Raw genomic sequence first — 23,471 nt, 5'->3', positions numbered from 1 at the left:
CTTGTATCAGAAACCTAGCCTCCTCCCGACGCCAGGCTTCACCCATTGCAGGGGTCAAACCCTGGCCTAGAGCTGTTGCATCATCTTGCGCACGCCCGCCACATGCCGCCGGCTGACAATCAGCGCATCGCCATTGAGGCCCTTGAGGTACAACTGGAAGTGCCCCAACGGTGTGCGCTGCAGACGCTCGATACGCTCGCGGGCCACCAGCGCATTGCGGTGGATACGCACAAAGCGGTCGCCGAATTCATCTTCCAGAGCCTTCAGGGGCTCATCCAGAAGCACCTCGCCGCCCTCGTGGCGCAGGGTCACGTATTTATGGTCGGCGATGAAATACACCACCTGAGCCAGTGGGATGAGCTCGATGCCTTTGCGCGTACGGGCGCTGATATGGCTGCGCGGGCCGTTACCGCTTTCGGCCGCGGGCCGGGTCAGTGCCGCCAGTTGTACACGGTTGGGCTTTTCGGCCTTTTTCAAGGCCTCCAGCAACAGCTCGGAGCGCACTGGCTTGACCAGGTGGACGACGCCACTGGCGTCGAAGGCCTCCAGGGCGAATTCGTCCGGCGCAGCGCAGAACACCAGCGCCGGAGGCGTCTCGCGCTCGCACAGCTTGCCGGCGACCTGCAGACCGTCCAGCCCCGGTATGCGGACGTCGAGCAAGACGATATCCGGCTTCAGGCTGTCGATCAGGCTCAACGCCTCTTCGCCATTGGTGGCGCTAGGCTCCAGGACACTGTATCCCTCGAGCTCACTGACCATCCGGCTCAGGCGCTCGCGGGCTAGGGGTTCGTCATCAACGATCAGGACATTCATATTGCGCTGGATTCCTGCGTGAGTCTCGCACAAGGATAGCGTAGACAGGTGGAGTGACGTCCGTCACCGCGATCCACGCTAAGACTAGTGCGAAGGCCAAAAAGTGCCGCAAGTCGGGCACCAATATTTGCCCGTGCCTGCCCGATACCGCTCAAGGTCGGCTGATGCGCGACGACGTCGCAGGGAATGCTGGTATTCAACACAAAGCCCCCCTCGTGATTGTGGTCGCCGCCCACCCTGCCCGCACCCGTCTCGTTTGGTGGACGGATTGCCTGGCCCTGCGCGGTGTGAACTTGCTGGAGGGGCCCACTGCGAACACGCGAGGGGTGTTACGCAATTGTGCCGGTCCTCCTGTCCAACTGTAGACGGTTGCCAAGACGATATTGCTCAATCGATAAATATCGTTTGACCGATATCAGCTTCCGCACTCAAGGCGCTCACCTCGCAGGAAGCACCTTCGACTGCGCCGACCTCAGTCTCTGCGCCCCCGAGGCCGGCGACAAGCCGCCCAGGCGTCCGGCGCAGAAAAAAGCTGCCGACCAGCGCCAGCGACAGCCCGGGCAACCCTGTTATTATCGGCGCCTGTTTTTCACGCCATCTTCCTTCAGCAGATCACGAGCGAATTCATGAGCACTGACAAGACCAATCAGTCCTGGGGCGGCCGCTTCAGTGAACCCGTCGACGCCTTCGTCGCCCGCTTCACCGCCTCTGTCACTTTCGACCAGCGCCTGTATTGCCATGACATCATGGGCTCCATCGCCCACGCCACCATGCTGGCCAAGGTCGGCGTGCTCACTGATGCCGAGCGCGACAGCATCATCGACGGCCTGAAGACCATCCAGGGCGAGATCGAGGCTGGCCATTTCGACTGGCGCGTGGACCTCGAAGACGTGCACATGAACATCGAAGCGCGCCTGACCGACCGCATCGGCATCACCGGCAAGAAACTGCACACCGGCCGCAGCCGCAACGACCAGGTGGCCACCGACATCCGCCTGTGGCTGCGGGACGAGATCGACCTGATCCTCGGTGAAATCACCCGCCTGCAAAAAGGCCTGCTGGAGCTGGCCGAGCGTGAAGCCGAGAGCATCATGCCGGGCTTCACCCACTTGCAGACTGCCCAACCGGTGACCTTCGGCCACCACATGCTGGCCTGGTTCGAGATGCTCAGCCGTGACTACGAGCGCCTGGTGGACTGCCGCAAGCGCACCAACCGCATGCCCCTGGGCAGCGCCGCGCTGGCCGGCACCACCTACCCGATCGACCGCGAGCTGACCTGCCAGTTGCTGGGCTTCGAAGCCGTGGGCGGCAACTCCCTGGACAGCGTTTCGGACCGGGACTTCGCCATTGAATTCTGCGCCGCTGCCAGCGTGGCGATGATGCACCTGTCGCGGTTTTCCGAAGAGCTGGTGCTGTGGACCAGCGCGCAATTCCAGTTCATCGACCTGCCGGACCGCTTCTGCACCGGCAGCTCGATCATGCCGCAAAAGAAAAACCCCGACGTGCCGGAACTGGTACGGGGCAAGAGCGGCCGGGTATTCGGCGCGCTGATGGGCCTATTGACCCTGATGAAAGGCCAGCCCCTGGCCTACAACAAGGACAACCAGGAAGACAAGGAACCACTGTTCGACGCCGCCGATACCCTGCGCGATTCGCTGCGGGCCTTCGCCGACATGATCCCGGCCATCAAGCCCAAGCACGCCATCATGCGCGAGGCGGCCCTGCGCGGGTTTTCCACCGCCACCGACCTGGCGGACTACCTGGTACGCCGTGGCCTGCCGTTCCGCGACTGTCACGAAATCGTCGGCCATGCGGTGAAGTACGGCGTGGAAACCGGCAAGGACCTGGCGGAAATGAGCCTGGAAGAGCTGCGCAAGTTCAGCGACCAAATCGAACAGGACGTGTTCGCCGTGCTGACCCTGGAAGGCTCGGTGAATGCCCGTAACCACATCGGCGGCACCGCACCGGCCCAGGTCCGGGCGGCAGTGGCCCGCGGCCAGGCCCTGCTGGCCAGCCGCTAAGCCCTTGCGAGCCTGCCCGCGCCGGTATCCTCTGCCGGTGCGAGCAGGTTCCTAGCGCCCTGACCTTCTGGCGGCCATCAGTGCCGCCTTGTCAGCGGCGATGCGCCGAGCGCTGGGGGTCTGCTCCAGGCGCTCGAGCAAGGCCCGGGCCTCGGGCATCTCGGCCAAAAAATCGATTCCGAACAACTTGTCCCCGACTATCAGGGCAAGGTTCACGCTGTACTGAAAATACAGGTCCGCCACACTCAGGCTGGCGCCCGCTACATAGGGGGCGAACCGGGCATGCCGGCGCAATGCGGCAAAGCCTTGTAGCAATTCGATCCCGGCCTTCTCCTTGATCGCCTCGGGCAGGGTCGCGCCGAAGAACGCTTCAGGGAAACAGGCCCGGGCCGGCAGCTCTATGTACAGTTCGATCTCCTTGGCCAGTGCCAGCACCTGGGCACGTTCGAACGCATCCTTCGGCAACAGCGCCGGCGCCGGCCGCACTTGCTCCAGGTAATCGAGAATCGCACTGGTTTCGCTGATGAAGCCCTGCTCCACCTCCAGTACCGGAACCTTGCCCCGAGGGCTGATAGCCAGCGCCTCGGGGCTCTGGCCGGCGTAGAACAGCACCTCTTCGAAAGGCAGCCCCTTCTCCAGCAAGGCCAGCTTGACCATGTTGTAGTAGTTGCTGATGGCGAACCCATAGAGCTTGAACATCCCGTAGCCTCCAGGCCGTGCAGGGGTTGGCAGGGGTTTTTTATAGAAGGTTAATCCCACTCTGGCCAGCAGCATCGAGCCGCTGAATACGAGTAAACTGGCGACCTTTCCTTGAGGAGCCTGCCATGAGCGAGCCAACCGATATCGACACCGACGAAGAAGAGTTCGCCGAAAATACCCTGATCGAAGCGATCGAGAACCAGATCGAAAGCGACAACCCACCAGCGGCCAAGGCCACGTTCAACAAGCTCACCCTGGTGGGCTACGAGCGCGAGGAAATCCTCAATCTGATGGCCCATGTACTGGCGATCGAGATCGACGCCATCCTCGAACAGGACCGCGCCTTCGACACCCAATGGTACGAAGCCGCCCTTCGCGCCCTGCCGGAACTGCCTCCCGAAAAGCAGTGACACCGCGCCGCCGGAGCGCAGGCTCCGGCACTCTTTCCCGCCCGTGCCTCGCACCCCGACTACACTGCCACCACCCTGCGGCCAAATACCGCTGCACCCGGGGATAAAACTCCTCAGCGAACGCTGGACACGCCGCCTTTCTGCGTTCACCTTAAGAACGCTGACCTCTAATTCCTAGAAAGTCTGGAGTCCTTATGTCGTATACCCCTGAGTTGGTTGCCGAACTGGAAATCCTTGCACTCTTCAACCTGGACAACTCCCAGGAAGGCCTGAAAATCCATCAGACCGCCGCCCCTTCTGCCATCGCCGCCGCCCAACGCCTGTTTGACAAGGAACTGATCACCCAACCCGATGGAGGCTATCTGACCAGCCTCGGGCGGGACGCTGCTGAACATGCCCAGGGCCTGCTGACCATCCTGAACGTCAAAGAAGTCGCCTGAACAACCTGCATCGGCCTGCGGGGTTCCCGTCTGTCGGATTCCGTAGGCGCCTCCTTCTGAATACGCTAGAAATCTGGCGTCAAAAAATAAAATCAGTTTAAGGCTGAGCCCTGTCTGACGGTAAACTGCTCGCCGTCTTCAATACCGCCACGTTCGAGCTCCGCTTGAAATGCCCCATACCCATGAAATCCGTCCCGATCTGGATGAAGGAATCGATCGCAAGGTTCTCAGCCAGCTGCGCGCGCGTTTCCTGAAGCTCAATGAAGGGCGCATGGCCCGGGCAATGGAAGGGCTGTCGACACGCCAGCAGTTGGTCCTCAACCTGTTGCCGCTGTTCTTTCACGTCAATCACCCGTTGTTGCCCGGCTATGTATCCGGAGCCACCCCGGCGGGGCTTTCCTGCTACGAACCCGACCCCCAGGCCCTGGCCGAAGCCCAGCGCCTGACCCGATCGTTTTCCTACAAGCCGCGCCACGGCAACCCGCCACGGCCGATTCATGGCCTGTTTCTCATGGGCAGCCTGGGTACCCTGGCCCAGGCAGACCAGAGCGACATGGACGTGTGGGTGTGCCATGCGCCGGATCTGGGCGAAAACGAGCTGGCCGAGTTGCAGAAGAAGTGCCAATTGCTGGAGACCTGGGCGGCCGGCCAGGGTGCTGAAGCTCATTTTTTCCTGATCGACCCCAATCGCTTTGTCCGCGGGGAGCGGGACACTCAGCTGAGTTCGGACGACTGCGGCACCACCCAGCACTACCTGCTGCTGGACGAGTTCTACCGCACCGCAATCTGGCTGGCCGGGCGCACGCCGTTGTGGTGGCTGGTACCGGTGTACGAAGAACGCCGTTACGAACAGTACATCGACACCCTGTTATCCAAGCGCTTTGTCCCCGCCGAGGAAAACCTCGACCTGGGCCACATGGCACGCATTCCGCCCGGCGAGTTCATCGGCGCCGGGTTGTGGCAACTGTTCAAGGGCATCGAGTCGCCCTACAAGTCCGTACTCAAGCTGCTGCTGATAGAGGTCTATGCCAGCGAGCATCCCAAGGTCCAGTGCCTGAGCCTGCGCTTCAAGCAGGCGGTGTTTGCCAACCGCCTGGACCTGGATGAGCTGGACCCCTACATCGTGGTCTACCGGCGCATCGAGGAATACCTCAAGGCTCGCGGCGAGCCGGAGCGCCTGGAGCTGGTACGGCGCAGCCTGTACCTCAAGGTCAACCGCAAGCTTACCGTCGGCAACGCCACCCGCAGCCCGAACTGGCAGCGCGCTCTACTGGAGCGCCTGGCCAGTGAATGGGGCTGGGACCAACGCCAACTGGCCTTGCTGGACAGCCGCAGCCAGTGGAAGGTGCGCCAGGTCAGCAGCGAGCGCCGGGCCCTGGTCAACGAGCTCAACTACAGCTATCGCTTCCTGACCCAGTTCGCCCGCACCGAGCAGGCCGCCAGCCTGATCAACAAGCGTGACCTGAATGTCCTGGGCCGGCGCCTGTACGCGGCCTTCGAGCGCAAGGCCGGGAAGATCGAGTTCATCAACCCCGGCATCGCCCCGGACCTGGCTGAAGACACCCTGACCCTGGTGCAGTCACCGAACAAGAAGGAACCCGGACAGAACCATTGGGGACTGTACAACGGCAGCCTGACCGCCCTGGAGTGGGAGCATTTCGCCCCGATCAAGCGCAGTCGCGAGCTGCTGGAGCTGCTTACCTGGTGCCATCGCAACGGCGTGATCGACAGCAGTACCCGCCTGGCCCTGCACCCGGGCAGCAGCGACCTGAGCGAATTCGAACTGTTCAACCTGCTGGGCAGCCTGCAGCAGACCGTGCCACTGCCTTTGACGACGGTCAGCGAGGAACAGTTGCTGCACGCCGCCGTGCCCGGCGAGGTGCTGATCCTGGTGAACGTCGGGGTCGACCCCCTCAAGCACCACCGCGACCTGAACATTCTGATGACCACCGAGCGCACCGACTCCCTGAGCTATGCCGGGGTACGCGAGAATCTGGTGCTGACCCTGGATCAGGTCACCCTCAATAGCTGGAACGAGGTAATGGTCGGCCGCTACGACGCCGAGCATGCGCTGCTCGACTGCCTGCGGGACTACCTGAACAACCTGCCGAGCGGCACGCAGCCGCGGCTGCGGGTACGCTGCTTCTGTCACAACCGCGCGCAATTCATTGCCCGCCGGGTGGAAGAACTGTTCGAAACCGCGCACAACCTGTTGCTCAGCCAGCTCAACTACCGCTACCTGATCCAGGTGCAGCAGCACTACCACGTGCTTGAACTGGTGCCCGGGCAGGTTCGGCACCGGGCCATGGCAACCCCTGCCGCATTGCTGGAGTACCTGGGGCAGGAGCAGAGCCGCTACAGCCCACTGCACCTTGACCCGATGGCCCTGGAAGACCACGACCTGGCGCTGATCCTGCCCATGGGCCAGCCGGACTGCATCCAGGTGTTCTATCGGATCATCGACGAGTACGCGGAGCTTTACGTGCTCGATGAGTACAACGCGCTGTGGCAGCAGACCCTGCCCTATCACGACGAACACAGCCTGCTGGTGCCCCTGCAGCGCTTCCTGCAGTCGATTCTCTACCGCCGCGAGGCGCTGCTGCCGATGGACAGCAACCAGCCCGAGAAACCTTTGGACACACTCTACTTGCAGATTCTGCCCTCAGGCACGGGCCGCGCACGTCGGGTAGAGCCGCGGCCAGCCCCACCGACGCCGGTGGACAAAGCCTTCTATGACGTACAGGCGATCATCGGCAAGGCCGCACCGGGCCAGGTGCAGGTCTCGCTGTACTGCAATCAACGGGAGTTTTCCGATCTGGAATATGGCGATCAACTGTTCGCCGCGGTGGCCCAGGAAATCGTCGGGCAGCGCCATGAAACAGAGCGCTATCGCTGCTACATCACTGACCTGGATCTTTCAGGGCTGCTCGGTGACGTGCAAAGCCCGAGCATCCTGTATCTGCGCTACAAGGCCAGCCTGGAGCGCGCACTGAACGACGCGCTCGAGCAGGTCTAGCCAAGGATCAGAGGTGGTAGTCGCCTGCGGCTTCCGGCTGGTATTCAACTTCCAGCAGGGTCAGCTTCAAGGTCTTGCCACCCGGAGCCGGCCAGTCGATGTACTGGCCTACCTGCAGGCCCAGCAGAGCGCTGCCCACCGGTGCCAGGATGGAAATCTTGCCTTCGTCGGCGTTGGCGTCCTGTGGATACACCAGGGTCAGGTGGTAGTCCTTGCCGCTGCTTTCTTCACGGCAATGCACACGCGAATTCATGGTTACGACACCGGCCGGTACTTCATCGTGACCCACCAGCGTTTCGGCACGATCCAACTCGGTTTGCAGTGCAATGACACCTGGCAGCGAGTCGTCCAGACTGTCGATCAGGCGCTCCAGACGTTGCACGTCAAGGCGGGTAAGGATGATGGATGGTGCAGTACTCATGATCCTGGCTGACTCCTATTTTTTCTGCACAAAAAAGCAAAACCCCGCCAAATAAGACGGGGTTCTCACCGGCCTCGATGTAGCGAGGCGAAGCTGGACACTATCACAGCACACTGAATAAACAAACCGTACGAGTACGAAGCTAAATCTCGCCTGCCGCCGCACTCTGTTTGCGCTGCAGCGCCTGGGCGCAGATCACTCGCCGGCGCTGATCATCGGCCGAACGCCATTCACGGATGTCCTCCACATGGCGAAAACAGCCGCGACAGACCTTCTCCTCATCGAGGCGACAAAGGCTGATGCACGGCGAACTCACCGCCGGGCTGACGTTGCTGTAGAGCGGCTTGGGCGGTCGGGCCGGGGCGGGCTGGGTCACGGTATCAGAGCCCTTCGAACTCGAGCTTGATGTCGGCCTGCTCCAGGACAATGCGTTCCAGCATTTCCCCCAACTGCTCTTCGCTCTTGTCGCACATCCAGCGCTCGCTTTCCTCGTCGTAGTCGAAGTGGAAACCACCCGAACGCGCGGCCAGCCAGAGTTGGCGCAAAGGCTCCTGGCGACTGAAGATCACCTGGCTGCCGTTGTCGAACTTGACGGTGAGCACCCCGGCCGAGCTTTCCAGGTCGATGTCCAGGTCGCTCTCATCGAAAATATCCTCCAGCGTCTGCTGGGTGGCATCCACCAGGTCGTGAAAACGGGCTTCGGTCAAACTCATTGCGGGAACCTCGAAAAGTGTCTACTCACGCTCAAGCGCCGCAAGATACGGGCGCTCCCCGGCGAATGCAAAGGATACCGAACGAGGAAATAAATGCGACGCCCATTGCACGACCGCCCGACCAAAGCCACCGGCCGGGCCTTGGCAAAGGCCCGCTGGACGGGAGTTACGCTGCATAGGCAAGCTGCCGGGTGGCCGGTATACTCGGGCGCAATTTACGCATTCTCAAGGATTTCGCCATGAAGCGCCTGATCTCTTCCCTTGCTGCGCTCGTCGCGGTTGCTTGCCTCGTTACCGCCTGCGGCCAGAAAGGCCCGCTGTACCTGCCTGATGACAGCAAATCCCCTGAAGAGCAGGCGAAGTCGCAATCGCAGTCGCACAAGCACGACACCTACTAAGGGCAAACCATGGACGCTTTTAACTACCGCGACGGGGAGCTGTTCGCGGAAGGCGTAGCCCTGTCCGCCATTGCCGAACGTTTCGGTACGCCCACCTACGTCTATTCCCGTGCGCACATCGAAGCCCAGTACCAGGCCTATGCCCAGGCCCTGGCCGGCATGCCGCACCTGGTCTGCTTCGCGGTAAAAGCCAACTCCAACCTGGGCGTACTGAATGTCCTGGCGCGCCTGGGCGCCGGTTTCGATATCGTCTCCCGGGGCGAGCTGGAGCGGGTCCTGGCTGCGGGCGGGCAAGCCGACAAGATTGTCTTCTCCGGTGTTGGCAAGACCCGTGACGACATGCGTCGTGCCCTGGAAGTCGGCGTCCACTGCTTCAACGTCGAGTCCGCCGAAGAGCTGGAGCGCCTGCAGCTGGTAGCGGCCGAGCTGGGCGTTCGTGCACCGGTCTCGCTGCGGGTCAATCCGGACGTGGATGCCGGTACCCACCCCTATATCTCCACCGGGCTCAAGGAAAACAAGTTCGGCATCGACATTGCCACCGCCGAGGACGTGTACATCCGCGCCGCGCAGCTGCCGAACCTGGAAATCGTCGGTGTCGACTGCCATATCGGCTCGCAACTGACCACCCTGGAACCCTTTATCGACGCCCTCGACCGCCTGCTGGACCTGGTGGACCGCCTCGGTGAATGCGGCATCTACCTTCGCCACATCGATCTGGGTGGCGGCCTGGGCGTGCGCTATCGCGACGAAGAGCCACCGCTGGCCGCCGACTACGTCAAGGCCGTGCGCGAGCGCCTGGACGGTCGCGACCTGGCCCTGGTATTCGAACCGGGCCGCTTCATCGTGGCCAACGCCGGCGTCCTGCTGACCCGGGTCGAATACCTCAAGCACACCGAACACAAGGATTTCGCCATCGTCGACGGCGCCATGAACGACCTGATCCGCCCGGCGCTGTACCAGGCCTGGATGGATGTCAGCGCCGTGCGCCCGCGAGATGCCGAACCCCGTACCTACGACATCGTCGGCCCGATCTGTGAAACTGGCGACTTCCTCGCCAAGGAACGCACCCTGGCCCTGGCCGAGGGTGACCTGCTGGCGGTGCATTCCGCTGGTGCCTATGGTTTCGTCATGAGCTCGAACTACAACACCCGCGGCCGTGCCGCAGAAGTACTGGTCGATGGTGACCAGGCTGTTGAAGTACGTCGCCGCGAGACGGTAGCCGAGTTATTCGCTGGCGAAAGCCTGCTGCCGGAGTAAGACCATGCTGCTGCGTTTTACCAAGATGCACGGCCTGGGCAATGACTTCATGGTTCTCGACCTGGTCAGCCAGCACGCGCATATTCTGCCCAAGCACGCCAAACAATGGGGTGATCGCAATACCGGGATCGGCTTCGATCAGTTGCTGATCGTCGAGGCCCCGAGCAACCCGGATGTGGATTTCCGCTACCGGATCTTCAACTCCGACGGCTCCGAAGTGGAACAGTGCGGCAATGGTGCACGCTGCTTTGCCCGCTTCGTGCTGGACAAGCGCCTGACCACCAAGCGCCAGATCCGCGTCGAGACCAAGAGCGGCGTGATCGAGCTGGATATCCGCAACGACGGCCAGATCAGCGTCAACATGGGCGCGCCGCGCCTGGTACCGGCGGACATTCCGTTCCAGGCGCCGGCCCAGGCCGACAGCTACACCCTGGACGTCGATGGCCGCCAGGTGCAGTTGGCCGCGGTGTCGATGGGCAACCCCCACGCCGTGTTGCGGGTGGATGACATCAACAGCGCGCCGGTGCACGAGCTGGGCCCGAAGATCGAACACCACCCGCGCTTCCCGGCGCGGGTCAACGTCGGTTTTCTCCAGGTCCTGGACCGCCAGCGCGCGCAACTGCGGGTCTGGGAACGCGGCGCCGGGGAAACCCAGGCCTGCGGCACCGGCGCCTGCGCTGCTGCTGTGGCCGCGATCAGCCAGGGGTGGATGGATTCGCCCCTATTGATCGACCTGCCGGGCGGGCGCCTGTCCATTGAATGGGCAGGCGCTGGCCAACCGGTGATGATGACCGGCCCGGCAGTGCGCGTATACGAAGGACAGGTGCGTCTTTAAGTGAGCGAAATCCATGACTGATCAGCCGCAGGTTCCTGCCGAAACGCCCGACCAATCACCGTCCGAAAACCTGGAGGCGGCAGCGGTCGCCGCCTACCTGGAGGCCCATCCGGACTTCTTCGTCGACCACGATGAACTGCTCCCGGCCTTGCGCATTCCCCATCAGCGCGGCGACACCGTATCGCTAGTGGAGCGGCAGATGAAGATCCTGCGCGAGCGCAACATCGAGATGCGCCATCGCCTGTCGCAGCTGATGGACGTGGCCCGGGACAACGACCGGCTGTTCGACAAGACCCGCCGCCTGATCCTCGCGCTGATGGACGCCACCAGCCTGGAAGAAGTGGTGATGAGCGTCGAAGACAGCCTGCGCCAGGATTTCCAGGTGCCCTTCGTCAGCCTGATCCTGTTCAGCGACAGCGCCATGCCGGTGGGTCGCTGGGTCTCCGCCGCCGAAGCCCAGGGCGCCATCGGCGGCCTGTTGTCCGAAGGCAAGAGCGTCAGCGGCAGCCTGCGCGAACACGAGCTGGATTTCCTTTTCGGCGAAGAGCAGCGCAAGCAGATCGGCTCTACCGCTGTGGTGGCCCTGGCGCATCAGGGCATGCATGGCGTACTGGCGATCGCCAGCCGTGATCCGCAGCACTACAAGAGCTCGGTGGGCACCCTGTTCCTCAACTACATCGCCGAAGTCACCGGCCGCGTTCTGCCGCGCTTCACCCACTCGCTGCGCTCGGTACGCTGACCATGCAACAACAGCTGGACGCCTACTGCGCGCATCTGCGCAGTGAGCGCCAGGTGTCGCCCCACACCCTGCAAGCCTACCGGCGCGACCTCGAGAAGGTGCTGGGGTTCTGCGAGAAAATGCAGGTGCGCAGCTGGACCGACCTGGACATCCAGGGCCTGCGCAGCCTGATTGCCCGCCTGCACCAGCAGGGCCAGTCGTCCCGCAGCCTGGCGCGCCTGCTGTCAGCGGTACGCGGGCTCTACCACTACCTGAACCGCGAAGGCTTGTGCACTCACGACCCGGCCAACGGCCTGGCGCCGCCCAAGGGCGAACGACGCCTGCCCAAGACCCTGGACACCGACCGCACCCTGCAGTTGCTCGATGGCGCCGTGGAAGACGACTTCCTGGCCCACCGCGACCAGGCGATTCTCGAACTTTTCTACTCCTGCGGCCTGCGCCTTTCCGAACTGACCAGCCTCAACCTCGATCAGCTGGACCTGGCGGACGGCCTGGTGCAGGTCCATGGCAAGGGCAGCAAGACCCGGGTCCTGCCGGTGGGCAAGAAGGCTCGGTCAGCCCTCGAGCAATGGCTCCCCCTGCGCGCCCTGAGCAACCCGCCTGATGGTGCCCTGTTCGTCAGCCAGAAGGGCCGGCGCCTGGGGCCGCGGGCCATCCAGCTGCGGGTCAAGGCCGCCGGCGAGCGCGAACTGGGGCAGAACCTGCACCCACACATGCTGCGCCATTCCTTTGCCAGCCATTTGCTGGAATCCTCCCAGGACCTGCGCGCCGTGCAGGAACTGCTGGGGCATTCGGACATCAAGACCACGCAGATCTACACCCACCTGGACTTCCAGCACCTGGCGGCGGTCTACGACAGCGCCCACCCACGGGCCAAACGCAACAAAGGCGGTGAGTAATGACCATCAAGCTGATCACCTTCGACCTCGACGACACCCTGTGGGATACCGCCCCGGTCATCGTCAGTGCCGAAGCAACCCTGCGCCAGTGGCTGACCGAACACGCACCGAATCTCGGAGGCGTGCCGGTGGAGCATCTGTGGGCCATTCGCGAGCGGGTGCTGCTCGCCCAGCCGAACCTCAAGCACAGGATCAGCGCCCTGCGCCGCCAGGTGCTGTTTCATGCCCTGGAAGAAGCCGGGTATGACCATGCCCAGGCCAACCAGTTGGCCGACCAGAGTTTTGAAGTTTTCCTGCATGCCCGGCATCAGCTGGAAATCTTTCCAGAAGTCCAGCCGACCCTGGAAGCCCTGGCCAATCACTTCGCCCTTGGCGTGGTCACCAACGGCAACGCCGACGTGCGCCGCCTGGGCCTGGCGGACTATTTCAAGTTCGCGCTGTGCGCCGAGGACATCGGCATCGCCAAGCCCGACGCCCGGCTGTTCCACGAAGCCTTGCAGCGTGGCGAAGCGACTGCCGACACCGCCGTGCATATCGGCGACCACCCGGGGGATGACATTGCCGGCGCACAGCAGGCAGGGCTGCGTGCGATCTGGTTCAATCCCAACGGCAAGACCTGGGAAGCCGAACGCGCTCCAGACGCCGAGATCCGCAGCCTGATTGAACTACCCGGGCTGCTTGCCCGCTGGCATCGCGGCGCCTGACCCGGCGCTTTCGCGAGCAAGCTCGCTCCTACAGCAAGCGCCGGCGCTCGGGGCCGTTTCCGAGAAGGGTGCCCATGAAAAAGCCCGCAGCGACGGCGGGCTTTTTCAGCAAGCAAGGTGCAAGGCTCAGATAGGCCGGCTGCCGTACTTGTTATCAGGCTTCTTGGGCGGATCGGCGACCACGTTGGCCTCGACTTCCTGCACTTTGCCGCCACGGGCCAGGAACTCTTCCATGGCACGCGCCAGTGCATCACGCTCCTTGTTCTTGGCTTCTACACTCGGCAGCTCGTCTACCGAGACGGCAGCCTTGGCCTTGCCTTTGGCGGTTGGAGCAGGAACATCACTGCCATCGTCTTCCGCCACATCGTCGGCGGCCGCTTCAAGACCTTCTTCGGTTTCGTCTTCGTCACCTACTTCGAGGTCGTCGTTTTCCAGATCATCGTCGCTCATGTTCTACCTCATGACTTGCGAAAAGCAGATTAGTTATAGCCCAGCTGTGCCGACTGTCGAAGGCCGCTGGAAAAAAATCAACGTCCACTGATACTCAGCGGCTTATGCCTTATCACCGTGCAAGGTGGCAAGGACTTTGCGAGCACCGCCATGATCGCGATGCTCGCCCAGATAAACGCCTTGCCAGATGCCCAACGCCAGACGCCCCGCCGCTACCGGCAAAGTCAGCTGACAGCCTAGCAAACTGGCCTTGAAGTGCGCCGGCAGGTCATCCGCGCCTTCGTCGTTATGTTCGTACCCGGCCATGCCTTGAGGCACCAGGGTGTTGAAGTAACGCTCGAAGTCACGCCGTACCGCCGGATCGGCGTTCTCGTTGATGGTCAACGAGGCCGAGGTATGTTGCAGCCACAGATGCAGCAGACCAACCCGACATGCCTTCAACTCAGGCAGGCCGGCGAGCAACTCGTCCGTCACCAGATGAAAGCCCCGGGGCCTGGCCCGCAGGGTAATCAGGGTCTGTTGCCACATACCGATCTCCACGCTTCGGCGCGCATTCTAGCGCGCTCAGGGAAAAAACAAAGCGCCGAATAATCCTGCTTTAGTGTAAGCATTTGCCCTGCCGGAAATCGTCACGGCAAACACGCCAATGCTTGTCAGAAAATCCTTTCAGCCTTTCTCAATGACAAACATCAGGCAAAAAAATGCCCGGCCGGAGCCGGGCTTTTTTTCTTGCGCGATTACAGGTTGTAACCACGCTCGTTGTGTTGTGCCAGATCGAGGCCGACCGCTTCTTCTTCCTCGCTCACCCGCAGCCCCATGACCGCGTCCAGAACCTTGAGGATGATGAAGGTGACGATCGCGGTGTAGATCACCGTGAAACCCACGCCCTTGGCCTGGATCCAGACCTGAGCGGCCACATCGGTCACGGTGCCGAAGCCACCCAGGGACGGAGCAGCGAACACACCGGTGAGGATCGCACCGAGAATACCGCCGATGCCGTGCACGCCAAAGGCGTCCAGGGAATCGTCATATCCCAGCTTGCGCTTGAGGCTGGTGGCGCAGAAGAAGCACACCACACCGGCCGCCAGACCGATGATCAGGGCGCCCATCGGGCCAACGGTACCGGCAGCCGGAGTGATTGCCACCAGGCCTGCGACCACACCCGAAGCGATGCCCAGCGCGCTAGGCTTGCCGTGGGTGATCCACTCGGCAAACATCCAGCCCAGGGCGGCGGCAGCCGTCGCGATCTGCGTGACCAGCATGGCCATGCCGGCGGTGCCGTTGGCGGCAGCGGCGGAACCGGCGTTGAAGCCGAACCAGCCGATCCACAGCATGGCTGCGCCCATCAGGGTGTAACCCAGGTTGTGTGGCGCCATCGGCGTGGTCGGGAAACCCTTGCGCTTGCCCAGCACCAGGCAGGCCACCAGGCCCGCGATACCGGCGTTGATGTGCACTACGGTGCCGCCGGCAAAGTCCAGCACGCCCCAGTCGCCCAGCAGCGAGCCCGGACCGCTCCAGACCATATGGGCGATCGGCGCATACACCAGGGTGAACCACACGCCCATGAAGATCAGCATGGCGGAGAATTTCATCCGCTCGGCGAAGGCACCGACGATCAGCGCTGGAGTGATGATGGCGAAGGTCATCTGGAAGGTGACGAACACCGCTTCAGGGAACAGCGCAGCCGGGCCGGTCAGGCTGGCCGGGGTGATGCCCGCCAGGAAGGCCTTGGAGAAGCCGCCCACGAAGGAATTGAGGTTGACCACGCCGGCTTCCATCCCGGTGGTGTCGAACGCCATGCTGTAGCCGTAGATGAACCACAGGACAGTGATCAGGCCGGTAATGGCGAAGCACTGCATCATTACCGAAAGAATGTTTTTCGACCGCACCATGCCGCCGTAGAACAGCGCCAGGCCAGGAATGGTCATGAACAGCACCAGGGCTGTGGAGGTCAGCATCCAGGCGGTATCGCCGGAGTTGAGGACTGGAGCCGCCGCTTCGTCTGCCGCCATGGCCAGGCCTGGCATTACGAGGGACAAAAGGGCTCCTAGCCCTGCGAATTTACGCAGAGTCATATTGTTTTCTCCTGGGGCGTTGGGTTTGGCGGCTTAGATTGCGTCGGTATCGGTTTCGCCGGTACGGATGCGAATAGCCTGTTCCAGATTGACCACGAAGATCTTGCCGTCACCGATCTTGCCGGTGTTGGCGGCCTTGGTTATCGCCTCGATAACCCGGTCAAGATCCTTGTCGTCAATGGCGACATCGATCTTCACCTTGGGCAGGAAATCCACCACGTACTCCGCACCGCGATACAGCTCGGTGTGACCCTTCTGCCGGCCGAAGCCTTTGACTTCAGTGACGGTAATGCCCTGCACGCCGATCTCGGACAGCGACTCGCGCACGTCGTCCAACTTGAACGGCTTGATGATGGCAGTGACTAGCTTCATGAAACTCTCTCCCGAATTGGTGGACTTGCCCCAGGAAAACAAACCCGACTCAAGTCTAAGCGCAGTGCCTGGCTTTGTAACGCACCGTCGGCCTTCCTCAGCCCGACCGACGCCAGCTAACCGCTGTCTGACGAAACACTCCCCGCTCCGCCTGCCGCACTGCATTCGTCACAGCGACTGCATCAGTGCATGGGTCACCAGGGTCTAAGCAGAAAGCTTGCCAGCTCGGGAAAAATCAGTGATTTCAGTCCCTTGCCCCGAGCCGGCAGGGAATGCGGGAAAACGGCACCCCGGATACGCACAAAAACGGTGCGCTGGCGCCCGGCCAGATGCGCGAAAAACGTGCAACCCGGGGCCACCTGGAGCGTCGTTGCTGCGTGATACACTGCGGGCCGACTGCAATTCAGGACTCTCCCATGCTCGCGCCCAAAGACCTTCTCGACACCCTGAGCGGCCACGCCTCGCGGTTGCTCAGCGGTGAAACACCCCTGCCCCGCAATGAAATCGAAAGCCAGCTCAAGGCCCTGCTACAAAGCGGCTTCAGCAAGCTGGACCTGGTCAGCCGGGAAGAATTCGACAGCCAGATGGTGGTCCTGGCCCGCACTCGCGCGCGCCTGGAAAGCCTCGAAGCCAAGGTGGCGGAGCTGGAAGCCCGGCTGAACCCGGCAGCGCAATGATCTGAATCCGGGTTCGCCGGCAGGCCGGCTCCTACAGACCTGTCCTGTAGGAACTGGCTTGCCGGCGAAGGCTCGTGCACCGACGACATATCCTGTGCCCATTCGGGCGCTCCTCTGGCCAGCCCCCTCATCTATCCTTGCAGCACCGCAGGACGCGGTTCCCGCTGTCGCAAGGAAGCTCTCCCCATGTCCCTGGCAATCATCCACAGCCGTGCCCAGGTCGGCGTCCAGGCTCCGGCTGTCAGTGTTGAAGTGCACCTGGCCAACGGCTTGCCGAGCCTGACCCTGGTGGGCCTGCCGGAAGCCGCGGTCAAGGAAAGCAAGGACCGGGTGCGCAGCGCCATCCTCAATGCCGGGTTCAACTTTCCGGCCCGGCGCATCACCCTCAACCTGGCGCCGGCGGACCTGCCCAAGGACGGCGGGCGCTTCGATCTGGCCATCGCCCTGGGCATCCTTGCCGCCAGCGTGCAGGTGCCGGCCCTGGCCCTGGACAACATCGAATGCCTGGGGGAGCTGGCACTGTCCGGCGCGGTGCGCCCGGTACGCGGCGTACTGCCCGCCGCACTGGCGGCACGCGACGCCGGGCATACCCTGCTGGTGCCCCGGGCCAATGCCGAAGAAGCCTGCCTGGCCAGCGGCCTAAAGGTGATCGCGGTGGATCATCTGCTGGAGGCCGTTGCCCATTTCAACGGCCACGCGCCGATTGCGCCCTATGTCAGCGGCGGCCTGGTGCAGAGCCACTTCCCCTACCCCGATCTCAGCGAAGTGCAAGGCCAGCTCGCCGCCAAGCGCGCCCTGCTGATCGCCGCGGCGGGCGCCCACAACCTGTTGTTCAGCGGCCCGCCAGGCACCGGCAAGACCCTGTTGGCCAGCCGCTTGCCCGGCCTGCTGCCACCGTTGCAGGAAGATGAAGCCCTGGAAGTCGCGGCGATCCAGTCGGTGGCCAGCCACAAGCCCCTGCGCTACTGGCCACAGCGGCCGTTTCGCCAGCCCCACCATTCGGCTTCGGGTGCGGCGCTGGTCGGAGGCGGCTCGAAACCCCAGCCCGGGGAAATCACCCTGGCCCATCACGGCGTGCTGTTTCTCGATGAACTGCCGGAGTTCGACCGCAAGGTCCTGGAAGTGCTGCGCGAGCCCATGGAGTCCGGGCAGATCGTCATTGCCCGAGCCCGGGACCGGGTGCAGTTCCCGGCACGCTTCCAATTGGTGGCAGCGATGAACCCCTGCCCCTGTGGATATCTTGGCGAGCCCAGCGGACGCTGCCGTTGCACACCGGAGCAGATCCAGCGCTATCGCAACAAGTTATCCGGGCCGCTGCTGGATCGCATCGACCTACACCTGACCGTGGCCCGCGAAGCCACCGCCCTCAACCCGGAGCCGCAACCGGGCAATGACAGCGCCGCAGCCGCCACCAGGGTCGCCGGGGCCCGCGAGCTGCAACGCGAGCGCCAGGGCTGCGCCAACGCCTTTCTCGACCTGCCCGGCCTGCGTCGCCACTGCAAATTATCCACCACCGACGAGCGCTGGCTGGAAGCGGCCTGCGAACGCCTGGGCCTGTCGTTGCGGGCCGCTCACCGTTTGCTCAAGGTGGCGCGTACCCTGGCGGACCTGGAACAGGCCTCGCGAATCAGCCGCGAGCACCTGGCCGAAGCCCTGCACTACCGGCCCAGCGCCGATTGAAGGTTCATTCCCGGGACAGGTCTACCAAGGGTGTTGGCCGCACTTCGGTCTGACGCCCATCCTGGATCTGGCTGACACGGCTCAGGGCTTTATCCACCGCGGCTTTATCGGCCAACAGGCTGTAGCGAATCTGGAATTGCCGCTGCTCCTTGGCGCCAATGCTCGGCACTAGATGCAACGGGCGCTGGTAACGGCGGTTGTAGGAAAAGCTGGTGCCCGGTTCCAAACCCGTCACATAACCCTGGCCCTGGGTGTCGGTGTTTTTCCACAGGGAAAACACCGGCAGTTGTCGAGTGTTGAAGCCCAGGGAAACACCCAGGCTCCCGGCCTTGTTATGCAACACCGCCAGGGTTTCGCCCTGAGCGTCGGCGTAGGGCACGAGGTTGTACACGGTTTCGTCGTAGTCGCGGGTCGGGCCGCGATAGGTCTGCCAGTCCGCCAGGTCGGCCCGGGCCTTGTCATTGAACGGCGAAACCTGCTTCACCGGCGCGGCGAACTTCGCCCCCTGCTCCAGGAACGGCGTACTGAAGTTACTGTGGTAGAGCGCCTGGTATTCCTTGGGGTAGTCGCCGTTGTTGGTCAGGGTGTCGTTGAGCGCAAACCGGGTGCTGCCGGGTTCGGTCACCAGTTCGGTGGCGACGCTGAAATCCACTTTCTTGAACGCCTGCTCCTTGAGCTCGCCCCGCAGGTGAATGGCATACGGCGGTTGCTCGTCGATATGCAGCGTGACCTTGCTCGCCGGGATGTTGGCAGCGCGGCCGTGCAGGGTCAGCAGCTCGCCATTATCCAGGCCCGGGTGCCCGACCCACTCATAGCCACAGCGGGCCACCAGTTCGTTGAAGCCCTCCAGCCAGCCCAGGCCGCCGCGGCCGTTAAGCTCGATGAAGGCCGGGTTGACCACCTCCTTGACCGGCGAATCCCAGCCCAGGCGCACATCGCCCACCGAGGCCTGCAGCACATTCATGCCCCGGGTCGGCACCACCGAGAGCTGCATCACGCCGTTGTCGATGTCGACGATGCTCACCCCCTCCTGGCGTCCGCCATGCAGGGTGCGCAGGGTCACGGAAAACGGCCGCTCGGTCTTGACCCCCAACTGTTCACTGGTCAGGTGCAGGTTGCGGGGAGCCTTGTCGGTATCGAGCAATACATAGTCCCAGGCCAGGGCGTGGGAGGTGGCGGCCATCGCGCCAAGGGTGACCAGCAGTTTCAGCGGAGTCATGCAGGAGTGCCTTTTTTGGAGTTGTACGGTTTTTATAGCCTTGAAGAATCGTTTCAGCAAGGCAAAAAACCCCAATTAGCCGGACAAACTCCACTCCACTGGCCGTTTCCTGTCAGCCCTCGAATCCCAGCAGCAGGCCAGCCACTTCCATGACTTCCTGCAACGCCGCCTGGGCAGCTTCGGGGGAGGCCCGTAGCAACAGGTCATCGGCGTAACCCATGGTCTGGGCGAACAGTTGCCTGGCCGCGCGCTCGGGGCTGGCGCAGCGGAACACCCCCGTGCGGACCCCATCGGCAATGATCGCCGCCAGCATGTCCCGCCACTGGCCGTTGATCCTCAGGTAGGCCTGCGCCAGCTCGGCGTCATGCATGGCTTCGTCCCAGGCATCGAGCCACAGCGCCCAGCCGGCTTCGGCGGAATCGGGCAGGCAGTCACGGAGAAACCCCAGCAAGGCGTCCATGGGCGCGGCACCGCGCAGGGGCTGGCCCACCGCCTCCAGCTGGTCATCGGCAAACCGCACGAAGGCTTCGCGGCGCAGCCCCTTCCAGTCACTGAAGTAGTGATAGACGTGGCTGCGAGACAGCCCCGCATGCTCGGCCAGGTCACGGGTGGAAACCTCGGCGAAACCCTTGCTGCGGAATAATTCCAGGGCCGCCTGGATGATCTGGTCTTTACGGTCGTTACGCGACATGTGCAATCAGGCCTCTTGGCGCCAGGATGGACGGCGCCTGCATTTTGAGCGTTCGCTCAAAGATAATTGAGCAGTCGCTCAATATTAACCGTTATCACTCTTGTGGTGCACTCATGTCCGCCGTCACCCCACTCATCGTCGTGGATCCAACCCAGAAAATCGGCCAGCAGACCGCCAGCCAGACCCTCAAGGCCATTGCCCGGGCCTATCCGGGCAAGCTGTTCGTCACCTTGTCCCTGGTGGCCCTGGAAAACGCCCTGCTGCTGGCCTACCCGCTGTTCGCCGGCTTCGCCGTGGATTCGATCCTGCGGGGCGACGCTGCCCATGCGCTGATCTATGCCCTGGTGGTGCTGGGCTTCTGGGTGGTGGGCGCGGCGCGGCGTGCGGTGGACACCCGTACCTTCACCCGCATCTACGCGGACCTGGCGGTGCCGGTGATTCTCAACCAGCGCCTGCAACAGCAGGACACCTCCACCGCCGCGGCGCGGGTGGTGCTGGCCCGGGAGTTCGTCGACTTCTTCGAAAAGCACGTGCCGACCATCGCCACGGCCCTGGTGTCGATCGTCGGGGCGGCAGTGATGCTGCTGGTGATCGAACCCTGGATCGGCCTCGCCTGCCTCACGGCGCTGTTGCTGTGCATGACCCTGCTGCCACGTTTTGCCCGGCGCAACCAGCAACTGCACGAACGCCTGAATAACCGGCTGGAAAAGGAAATCGGCCTGGTGGCCAGGGTCGGCGCGGTCTCGCTGCAGCGTCACTATCGCCTGCTGTCGCGGCTGCGCATCGGGCTCTCGGATCGGGAAGCCGCGGCCTATCTGTTCCTTGGCGCTGTGGCAGCGGTGCTGTTCGTCATTGCCATCAGCCAGTTGGCGCTGTCGCCCGAGATCAAGGCCGGCCATGTGTATGCGGTGATGACCTACCTGTGGACCTTTGTCAGCAGCGTCGATGAAGCACCGACCATGGTCGATCAGCTGGCGCGCCTGCGGGACATCGGCAAGCGCGTGGACCCGGGGCTCGGTGAACCGACCGAACCCCGCTGAAGCTCAGAACGGCCGGATGCGATAGCCGCCGGCGTTCTGCTCGGCGAACTTGTAGTAGGCCGAGAGGTTGACCTTCTCGCTGATGTGCTGGGCGAACGACACCCCGTCATCGCCCCAGACCCGGCCCACATGGCTGTAGGCAAAGGCCTGGGCCGCCCACTTCTTGTCGCCCTTGGACATGTTGTTCATGGCCACGTAGCCGGACGACTGGCCGGACATGCCACTGACCTTGCCGCTGACATCGTTCTGGCCATTGGTCACCGGCGAGATGAACACCTTGGCGCTGGAAGTCCGGGCCTCGGCGTACTGCGAGAGCTTCTGGTTTTCCGAGTGGTTGAGCACCAGCAGGACCTTGCCCTGAAGCTGGCTGGCGGTGGGCCAGGACTTGCCCTTGAGGTTGCCCTGCAAGGCGCCCGCGCTGCTGCCGATGTGCGTGGCCAGGTCCTGGGGGGTATAGAGCTTGCCCTGGAAGACCCGGGTCACCAGCTCATCGAAATCCTTGGGCGTGCGCCCCGAACTTTCCTTCGACCAGCCCTGCTTCTTGTCGAGGATCACCGTGATGGGAAAGTGCCCGGGGTGGTTGTCGCTCCAGTTCTTGACGTCGTTGAGGCAGGCTTCGAGATCGTTCTTGCCGGTGCCATCGCCCGTGCAATTGTTGTCGTTGCCGGACTGGAACAGGGTGCCGGGGTTGTGCCGCACGAACCAGTGCCGGGGCGAGCCGCCGGTCACCGCATCGCGCTGGTCCCAGAAGTCCAGTTCCAGGGTGCGCACACTGTCGAGCACGCTGCTGAAGGTGCTTGCGTATTGCTTCTCGTAGCAGTTGTGACAGGCCACCTGGGCGATGCCGTTGAACGGGGTATTCCAGGTAGCCGGGGCGATGAACGCCGGGCTTTCCTGGCTGAACGCCGCCGGGCTGAGCAAGAGTGCCGACAGCGCCAGGGCGCGGGGGACGAAACGGGAAAGATGAGTCATGCCAGCTCCTGCTGAAAGGGAGGTCCTTGGGGCAAACCACTGCTCATCTGTTTTAGTCGAATCAGGCCTCATTGCAACTTTCGCCCCCCAACCCGGATTGAGGGGCGAGGCGGCAGCCGTCAGCGGAAGCGATCGACTTCCTGGCGCAGGTCCGCGGCCAGGGTTTCCAGCTCACGGGCAGTGACCGCCAGGTTGGACACCACTTCACGCTGCTCGCTGTTGGCCTGGGCAATGCTCTGCAGATTGCTGCTGAGTACCGTGGCGGTGCTGCTCTGCTCCTGGGTCGCGGTGGTGATGGCGGCAAACTGCTCGCCGGCGCTGCGGCTCTGCTCGTCGATCAGGGCCAGGGCCGAGGCCACGTCGGCGTTGCGCGACAGGCCTTCCTGCATCAGGCGGTTGCCCTGCTCCATGGTCTGGATGGCGTGGCCGGTTTCCTGCTGGATGCTGTTGATCATCTGGGAAATTTCATCCGTGGCTTCACGGGTACGCGAGGCCAGGTTACGTACCTCATCCGCCACCACGGCAAAACCGCGGCCCTGCTCACCGGCCCGGGCGGCCTCGATAGCGGCATTCAGGGCCAGCAGGTTGGTCTGGTCGGCAATCGCGGTGATCACTCCGACAATTCCGCCGATCTCCTGGGAGCGCTGGCCCAGGGTGTTGATCACCGTGGCCGTGCTGTTGAGGGCTCCGGCGATCTGTTCCAGGGAAGACGAGGCCTCTTGCATGGAGGTGCGGCCAATATGGGTCTGCTGGGCGTTTTCCTGGGCCAGGCGCTGGGTACTGCCCATGTTGTCGGCGATGTTCAGCGAGGTGGCGCTGAACTCCTCCACCGCCCCGGCCATGCTGGTGATCTCGCCGGACTGCTGCTCCATGCCTTCATATGCACCGCTGGACAAGCCGGACAGCACCTGGGCCCGGCCATTGACTTCG

26 protein-coding genes are annotated in these 23,471 nt (G+C 63.2%); 13 read left to right on the top strand and 13 right to left on the bottom strand.

Features of this window, described 5'->3' with window-relative positions; genetic code table 11:
- Positions 1-66 precede the first annotated feature (66 nt).
- A complete protein-coding gene (locus AC1RMG_RS22660) occupies positions 67-813 on the bottom strand; it encodes a LytR/AlgR family response regulator transcription factor (protein WP_492575379.1) in 747 nt (248 codons plus the stop codon).
- 626 nt (positions 814-1,439) lie between these two features.
- Here AC1RMG_RS22660 and argH point away from each other — a divergent pair.
- The gene (argH, locus tag AC1RMG_RS22655) at positions 1,440-2,834 is read left to right on the top strand and encodes an argininosuccinate lyase (RefSeq protein WP_493170334.1); all 1,395 of its coding nucleotides are present in this window, start codon (positions 1,440-1,442) and stop codon (positions 2,832-2,834) included.
- A gap of 51 nt (positions 2,835-2,885) precedes the next feature.
- Here argH and AC1RMG_RS22650 read toward each other — a convergent pair whose 3' ends face one another.
- Positions 2,886-3,533: a glutathione S-transferase gene (locus AC1RMG_RS22650; protein WP_103407458.1), complete on the bottom strand. Its 648-nt coding sequence runs from the start codon at positions 3,531-3,533 to the stop codon at positions 2,886-2,888.
- A 125-nt stretch (positions 3,534-3,658) separates the two neighbouring features.
- On the opposite strand from AC1RMG_RS22650, the gene AC1RMG_RS22645 reads away from it, so the two are divergent.
- The 3 genes from AC1RMG_RS22645 to AC1RMG_RS22635 all read left to right on the top strand — a co-directional run bounded on the left by AC1RMG_RS22645 (position 3,659) and on the right by AC1RMG_RS22635 (position 7,399).
- On the top strand, positions 3,659-3,943 hold the full coding sequence (locus AC1RMG_RS22645) for a hypothetical protein (protein ID WP_011064179.1): 285 nt from the start codon (positions 3,659-3,661) through the stop codon (positions 3,941-3,943).
- A 194-nt stretch (positions 3,944-4,137) separates the two neighbouring features.
- Positions 4,138-4,383 (top strand): TIGR02647 family protein, encoded by a 246-nt coding sequence (locus AC1RMG_RS22640; protein ID WP_011064180.1) that lies wholly within the window; start codon positions 4,138-4,140, stop codon positions 4,381-4,383.
- 169 nt (positions 4,384-4,552) lie between these two features.
- Positions 4,553-7,399, top strand: a complete 2,847-nt coding sequence (locus tag AC1RMG_RS22635; protein WP_207239516.1) for a class I adenylate cyclase — start codon at positions 4,553-4,555, stop codon at positions 7,397-7,399.
- Positions 7,400-7,406: 7 nt separating this feature from the next.
- On the opposite strand, the gene rnk is transcribed toward AC1RMG_RS22635, so the two are convergent.
- The 3 genes from rnk to cyaY form a co-directional block, all read right to left on the bottom strand.
- Entirely contained in the window at positions 7,407-7,820 is a 414-nt protein-coding gene (rnk, locus tag AC1RMG_RS22630; RefSeq protein WP_011064182.1) for a nucleoside diphosphate kinase regulator, read from the bottom strand.
- Between the two features lie 142 nt (positions 7,821-7,962).
- Positions 7,963-8,196, bottom strand: coding sequence for a DUF1289 domain-containing protein (locus tag AC1RMG_RS22625; protein WP_015637452.1), 234 nt, complete (start codon positions 8,194-8,196; stop codon positions 7,963-7,965).
- Between the two features lie 4 nt (positions 8,197-8,200).
- Entirely contained in the window at positions 8,201-8,533 is a 333-nt protein-coding gene (gene cyaY / locus AC1RMG_RS22620) for an iron donor protein CyaY (RefSeq protein WP_011064183.1), read from the bottom strand.
- A 239-nt stretch (positions 8,534-8,772) separates the two neighbouring features.
- Between cyaY and lptM the strand changes: the two genes are divergently transcribed.
- Genes lptM through AC1RMG_RS22590 form a run of 6 tightly spaced genes read left to right on the top strand, consistent with a single transcriptional unit; the run spans position 8,773 to position 13,365 of the window.
- Entirely contained in the window at positions 8,773-8,931 is a 159-nt protein-coding gene (gene lptM, locus AC1RMG_RS22615; RefSeq protein WP_011064184.1) for an LPS translocon maturation chaperone LptM, read from the top strand.
- A 9-nt stretch (positions 8,932-8,940) separates the two neighbouring features.
- Positions 8,941-10,188, top strand: coding sequence for a diaminopimelate decarboxylase (lysA, locus tag AC1RMG_RS22610; RefSeq protein ID WP_125062269.1), 1,248 nt, complete (start codon positions 8,941-8,943; stop codon positions 10,186-10,188).
- A 4-nt stretch (positions 10,189-10,192) separates the two neighbouring features.
- A complete protein-coding gene (gene dapF, locus AC1RMG_RS22605; protein WP_493170331.1) occupies positions 10,193-11,023 on the top strand; it encodes a diaminopimelate epimerase in 831 nt (276 codons plus the stop codon).
- 13 nt (positions 11,024-11,036) lie between these two features.
- The gene (locus tag AC1RMG_RS22600) at positions 11,037-11,762 is read left to right on the top strand and encodes a DUF484 family protein (protein ID WP_011064187.1); all 726 of its coding nucleotides are present in this window, start codon (positions 11,037-11,039) and stop codon (positions 11,760-11,762) included.
- A 2-nt stretch (positions 11,763-11,764) separates the two neighbouring features.
- Positions 11,765-12,661: a tyrosine recombinase XerC gene (gene xerC / locus AC1RMG_RS22595; RefSeq protein WP_011064188.1), complete on the top strand. Its 897-nt coding sequence runs from the start codon at positions 11,765-11,767 to the stop codon at positions 12,659-12,661.
- Positions 12,661-13,365, top strand: coding sequence for an HAD family hydrolase (locus AC1RMG_RS22590; RefSeq protein ID WP_015637455.1), 705 nt, complete (start codon positions 12,661-12,663; stop codon positions 13,363-13,365). The genes xerC and AC1RMG_RS22590 overlap by 1 nt, the downstream gene beginning before the upstream one ends.
- 126 nt (positions 13,366-13,491) lie before the next feature.
- Here AC1RMG_RS22590 and sutA read toward each other — a convergent pair whose 3' ends face one another.
- From sutA to glnK, 4 genes are all read right to left on the bottom strand, one after another.
- Positions 13,492-13,815 (bottom strand): dormancy-specific transcriptional regulator SutA, encoded by a 324-nt coding sequence (gene sutA, locus AC1RMG_RS22585; RefSeq protein ID WP_007926654.1) that lies wholly within the window; start codon positions 13,813-13,815, stop codon positions 13,492-13,494.
- 102 nt (positions 13,816-13,917) lie between these two features.
- Complete coding sequence (locus AC1RMG_RS22580) at positions 13,918-14,343, bottom strand: secondary thiamine-phosphate synthase enzyme YjbQ (RefSeq protein ID WP_011064190.1); 426 nt, start codon at positions 14,341-14,343, stop codon at positions 13,918-13,920.
- Positions 14,344-14,552: 209 nt separating this feature from the next.
- Positions 14,553-15,890 (bottom strand): ammonium transporter, encoded by a 1,338-nt coding sequence (locus AC1RMG_RS22575; protein WP_011064191.1) that lies wholly within the window; start codon positions 15,888-15,890, stop codon positions 14,553-14,555.
- Between the two features lie 33 nt (positions 15,891-15,923).
- Positions 15,924-16,262 carry a P-II family nitrogen regulator gene (gene glnK, locus AC1RMG_RS22570; RefSeq protein WP_002555808.1) on the bottom strand — a complete coding sequence of 113 codons (339 nt, stop codon included), beginning with the start codon at positions 16,260-16,262 and terminating at the stop codon, positions 15,924-15,926.
- 416 nt (positions 16,263-16,678) lie between these two features.
- Here glnK and AC1RMG_RS22565 point away from each other — a divergent pair, with 416 nt between their 5' ends.
- A complete protein-coding gene (locus tag AC1RMG_RS22565; protein WP_125062267.1) occupies positions 16,679-16,939 on the top strand; it encodes an accessory factor UbiK family protein in 261 nt (86 codons plus the stop codon).
- Positions 16,940-17,125: 186 nt separating this feature from the next.
- Positions 17,126-18,619, top strand: a complete 1,494-nt coding sequence (locus AC1RMG_RS22560; RefSeq protein ID WP_493170329.1) for a YifB family Mg chelatase-like AAA ATPase — start codon at positions 17,126-17,128, stop codon at positions 18,617-18,619.
- A gap of 4 nt (positions 18,620-18,623) precedes the next feature.
- Here the strand turns inward: AC1RMG_RS22560 and AC1RMG_RS22555 are convergent, their stop codons facing one another.
- The gene (locus AC1RMG_RS22555) at positions 18,624-19,838 is read right to left on the bottom strand and encodes an aldose 1-epimerase family protein (RefSeq protein WP_368994114.1); all 1,215 of its coding nucleotides are present in this window, start codon (positions 19,836-19,838) and stop codon (positions 18,624-18,626) included.
- Positions 19,839-19,950: 112 nt separating this feature from the next.
- Positions 19,951-20,529, bottom strand: coding sequence for a TetR/AcrR family transcriptional regulator (locus AC1RMG_RS22550; protein ID WP_015637458.1), 579 nt, complete (start codon positions 20,527-20,529; stop codon positions 19,951-19,953).
- 113 nt (positions 20,530-20,642) lie between these two features.
- Here AC1RMG_RS22550 and AC1RMG_RS22545 point away from each other — a divergent pair, with 113 nt between their 5' ends.
- Positions 20,643-21,569 (top strand): ABC transporter six-transmembrane domain-containing protein, encoded by a 927-nt coding sequence (locus AC1RMG_RS22545; protein ID WP_170866332.1) that lies wholly within the window; start codon positions 20,643-20,645, stop codon positions 21,567-21,569.
- Positions 21,570-21,572: 3 nt separating this feature from the next.
- Here the strand turns inward: AC1RMG_RS22545 and AC1RMG_RS22540 are convergent, their stop codons facing one another.
- Positions 21,573-22,541 (bottom strand): Ca2+-dependent phosphoinositide-specific phospholipase C, encoded by a 969-nt coding sequence (locus tag AC1RMG_RS22540; RefSeq protein ID WP_015637460.1) that lies wholly within the window; start codon positions 22,539-22,541, stop codon positions 21,573-21,575.
- 119 nt (positions 22,542-22,660) lie between these two features.
- On the bottom strand, positions 22,661-23,383 hold the full coding sequence (locus AC1RMG_RS22535; RefSeq protein WP_375379721.1) for a methyl-accepting chemotaxis protein: 723 nt from the start codon (positions 23,381-23,383) through the stop codon (positions 22,661-22,663).
- Positions 23,384-23,471: the final 88 nt, after the last annotated feature.

This window comes from Pseudomonas sp. GW822-FHT04H02 (assembly GCF_058800645.1).
This window is presented reverse-complemented; position numbering and strand designations above follow the sequence as displayed.

Excerpts from the sequence above, each read along its gene's own strand:
- AC1RMG_RS22660 (WP_492575379.1), bottom strand. The coding sequence starts at position 813 with ATGAATGTCCTGATCGTTGATGACGAACCCCTAGCCCGCGAGCGCCTG.
- argH (WP_493170334.1), top strand. The coding sequence starts at position 1,440 with ATGAGCACTGACAAGACCAATCAGTCCTGGGGCGGCCGCTTCAGTGAA.
- AC1RMG_RS22650 (WP_103407458.1), bottom strand. The coding sequence starts at position 3,533 with ATGTTCAAGCTCTATGGGTTCGCCATCAGCAACTACTACAACATGGTC.
- AC1RMG_RS22645 (WP_011064179.1), top strand. The coding sequence starts at position 3,659 with ATGAGCGAGCCAACCGATATCGACACCGACGAAGAAGAGTTCGCCGAA.
- AC1RMG_RS22640 (WP_011064180.1), top strand. The coding sequence starts at position 4,138 with ATGTCGTATACCCCTGAGTTGGTTGCCGAACTGGAAATCCTTGCACTC.
- AC1RMG_RS22635 (WP_207239516.1), top strand. The coding sequence starts at position 4,553 with ATGCCCCATACCCATGAAATCCGTCCCGATCTGGATGAAGGAATCGAT.
- rnk (WP_011064182.1), bottom strand. The coding sequence starts at position 7,820 with ATGAGTACTGCACCATCCATCATCCTTACCCGCCTTGACGTGCAACGT.
- cyaY (WP_011064183.1), bottom strand. The coding sequence starts at position 8,533 with ATGAGTTTGACCGAAGCCCGTTTTCACGACCTGGTGGATGCCACCCAG.
- lptM (WP_011064184.1), top strand. The coding sequence starts at position 8,773 with ATGAAGCGCCTGATCTCTTCCCTTGCTGCGCTCGTCGCGGTTGCTTGC.
- lysA (WP_125062269.1), top strand. The coding sequence starts at position 8,941 with ATGGACGCTTTTAACTACCGCGACGGGGAGCTGTTCGCGGAAGGCGTA.
- dapF (WP_493170331.1), top strand. The coding sequence starts at position 10,193 with ATGCTGCTGCGTTTTACCAAGATGCACGGCCTGGGCAATGACTTCATG.
- AC1RMG_RS22600 (WP_011064187.1), top strand. The coding sequence starts at position 11,037 with ATGACTGATCAGCCGCAGGTTCCTGCCGAAACGCCCGACCAATCACCG.
- xerC (WP_011064188.1), top strand. The coding sequence starts at position 11,765 with ATGCAACAACAGCTGGACGCCTACTGCGCGCATCTGCGCAGTGAGCGC.
- AC1RMG_RS22590 (WP_015637455.1), top strand. The coding sequence starts at position 12,661 with ATGACCATCAAGCTGATCACCTTCGACCTCGACGACACCCTGTGGGAT.
- sutA (WP_007926654.1), bottom strand. The coding sequence starts at position 13,815 with ATGAGCGACGATGATCTGGAAAACGACGACCTCGAAGTAGGTGACGAA.
- AC1RMG_RS22580 (WP_011064190.1), bottom strand. The coding sequence starts at position 14,343 with ATGTGGCAACAGACCCTGATTACCCTGCGGGCCAGGCCCCGGGGCTTT.
- AC1RMG_RS22575 (WP_011064191.1), bottom strand. The coding sequence starts at position 15,890 with ATGACTCTGCGTAAATTCGCAGGGCTAGGAGCCCTTTTGTCCCTCGTA.
- glnK (WP_002555808.1), bottom strand. The coding sequence starts at position 16,262 with ATGAAGCTAGTCACTGCCATCATCAAGCCGTTCAAGTTGGACGACGTG.
- AC1RMG_RS22565 (WP_125062267.1), top strand. The coding sequence starts at position 16,679 with ATGCTCGCGCCCAAAGACCTTCTCGACACCCTGAGCGGCCACGCCTCG.
- AC1RMG_RS22560 (WP_493170329.1), top strand. The coding sequence starts at position 17,126 with ATGTCCCTGGCAATCATCCACAGCCGTGCCCAGGTCGGCGTCCAGGCT.
- AC1RMG_RS22555 (WP_368994114.1), bottom strand. The coding sequence starts at position 19,838 with ATGACTCCGCTGAAACTGCTGGTCACCCTTGGCGCGATGGCCGCCACC.
- AC1RMG_RS22550 (WP_015637458.1), bottom strand. The coding sequence starts at position 20,529 with ATGTCGCGTAACGACCGTAAAGACCAGATCATCCAGGCGGCCCTGGAA.
- AC1RMG_RS22545 (WP_170866332.1), top strand. The coding sequence starts at position 20,643 with ATGTCCGCCGTCACCCCACTCATCGTCGTGGATCCAACCCAGAAAATC.
- AC1RMG_RS22540 (WP_015637460.1), bottom strand. The coding sequence starts at position 22,541 with ATGACTCATCTTTCCCGTTTCGTCCCCCGCGCCCTGGCGCTGTCGGCA.
- AC1RMG_RS22535 (WP_375379721.1), bottom strand. The coding sequence starts at position 23,383 with ATGGCCGGGGCGGTGGAGGAGTTCAGCGCCACCTCGCTGAACATCGCC.